The following is a 2,338-nucleotide window of genomic DNA, read 5'->3' on the forward strand; positions in this document are numbered from 1 at the left end:
TCCCACTTTTCATAATATTCAAATTTGGTTAGTTGCTTCTGCTTTTTACCAAATAGCCAGTTAAACATTTTTCATATTTAAGATTGTAGCTAACGTACTTGTGTAAACGACGGCGGAGGCCGTCGGCCGATGCTGGCGTTTACACGTTGTTGTGCTTAGTTATTTTTTGATTCTTTTAATCAAATGATATTACCTAAGCGCCAAGGATTTAAACTAATCCTCTTATAATATCTAATCTATTTTCTGGAGCATTAGGTGATAAAAAGTCTGGTATAGTGTTTACTGTCCTTTTTGGCCTTTTAAGAAACTCAACTGGCCATTCCGCCAATCTTTCTTCTTTTATGTGAGTATAATCCCCTGGCCCTGTTTCATCAATGTATTCTTTTTGTAGAATTAGCGCAATGGGTTCTTCTGCTCCAATGGTATTATTAGAAAATTCTAGCGCTTCTTCATAGGTAGGGAATACATAATAATAGTCGTCCCCATTTTCAGTATCTTCAGCACCTTGTTCAGGGTGGCACCAAACTCTATATTCTAAAACCTCATCCCATACGTATCCTCCGCCTGCCTTTACTAAAGCTGGATAGTCGCCAATCTTAGTCTCGTCTGATACTCTGGGGTAAGTTTCCAATTCTTATAATTAAGCACAACGTCTAGTATAAACGACGGGCGAGGCCGTCGGCCGTGGCTTGGCGTTTATACCTTGTTGTGCGGAGTTGTTCTTTTTTTTTCTGCTTTTGACCTGATTTTGTTAAAACAAGCCGAAAACGGATTAATTTATAAATTCTTCAGTCGGTCAATATTTATATTAGCACAGAAGTTTTTATCGTCGACAGCCTGAATTCTGCCTGTTCTCCTGTCAATTTTCACCTGCCTGGTCAATAATTTATCAGCTTCTTCAGATTTTTGATTGTCTCTGTTTAGAAATTGTCCAGAATCATAATTTAAATAAATCGTGTCGTTCTTAACTAGGTATTTTCCCTTAGCTGTATTTACGCCATTGTATAGAATCTCAAAATCGCTGTTTTTGTCGTACAGTTGCAAATAATGAAGTTCGTCGAATGCAGAGAAAACTATGTCTTCTCTTTTACTGCATGAAGACAGAAGTATTAGTAAAAATATCGTTAAACTTCTTTTCATCAATACTTCCAATTACGCACAACGGTTAGTATAAAAAAAGTGTGAGGCCGTCGGCCGAAGCATGATTTTTATACAATGTTAGGTGCCGTTATTCTTCATCGTATTCAAATAAATTAAAATTAACCTTTTGATGTTGAGAAAGATTATTCGCGTTTTTAGCCATGTACTCTTCAAGTCTTTGAAGATTATCTTTTTTTATTTCCTTTAGCAAATCAGGCGACATTCCCCAATTTTCAATATGTGCTGCAAATAGTTGTGTTAACTTTTTCTCAAAATCCTCTTCTTCAAGATTATTCCAACTATCAATATATTTCACTATCCAATCATCTGTATAGTTATTACAATATCCAACAATAATATTAGTAAAGTCATTATAAGGTATAACATGAATGAATACACCATTTAATGGCTCAGACTGGTACGCGTCAGTTTTTAAATAATCGAGTGGGCTAAATACTGCAGAGCCGTAAATGTCTAAAAATGGATATTTATAAATTTTAAATGTAAAGCGAGATGACTCGTTTATTAATTCCTCCTCAAAGAGAATTTTGTATTTTTCTAAATCTTTAATTCCTAATTCGTTTCCTTCTTTAACAAGCCTTAAATTTTCTCGCCCTCTATCACCTTTTAGTGTTTCTGCATTAAGCAATCTGCTGAATTGCTCAACATTCACTTGTTTTTTTCTTATTTCTGCACAAATAACCCTATAGCTTAGTAATAGTTGGACTCTGTATTGTTCTAAATCTATTGGGTGTGTTTCTACTTCTTTAAAGATTGAAGAATCATGATTATTACAAAACAAGGGGAGAGAAAAGGCGTTTTTCTTGCCAATCCGTTTCTTTTCAAACGGTAGCGAATCTTCTTTCCATGTAAATGGGTCAGTTGGTTTATACTCAATTAAATGTCCATCTACAGAAACATTATCAAGTATGCCGTTTTGTTGTAACAAATGAGAATTTATTGCTGGATTGGTACAGCCGTCAATAACACACTCCCATTTCTTTGAATGTACATTCTTGATGATATTTGCTATTATCTTCTGTCTCTCTGTCAGCTTTGGCATATTGTTGATTTAATCAGTTGATATATTCTTAATGGCACCTAACGGCCGCTGCTAAACGACGGCCAAGAGTTTGCCTGATTGTCTTTCAAAGTACCAACTTCGGCTGTAGAAAGCAACTGGTTTGCACCTGAATAC

2 protein-coding genes are annotated in these 2,338 nt (G+C 35.3%); both read right to left on the minus strand.

Annotated features, from left to right (window positions below):
* Positions 1-208 precede the first annotated feature (208 nt).
* Positions 209-631: a GCN5 family acetyltransferase gene (locus FHS90_RS22150; RefSeq protein ID WP_182514618.1), complete on the minus strand. Its 423-nt coding sequence runs from the start codon at positions 629-631 to the stop codon at positions 209-211.
* A 597-nt stretch (positions 632-1,228) separates the two neighbouring features.
* Positions 1,229-2,203, minus strand: a complete 975-nt coding sequence (locus FHS90_RS22155) for a hypothetical protein (protein WP_182514619.1) — start codon at positions 2,201-2,203, stop codon at positions 1,229-1,231.
* Positions 2,204-2,338: the final 135 nt, after the last annotated feature.

This window comes from Rufibacter ruber (assembly GCF_014138425.1).
In the GTDB taxonomy this organism is placed as follows: domain Bacteria; phylum Bacteroidota; class Bacteroidia; order Cytophagales; family Hymenobacteraceae; genus Nibribacter; species Nibribacter ruber_C.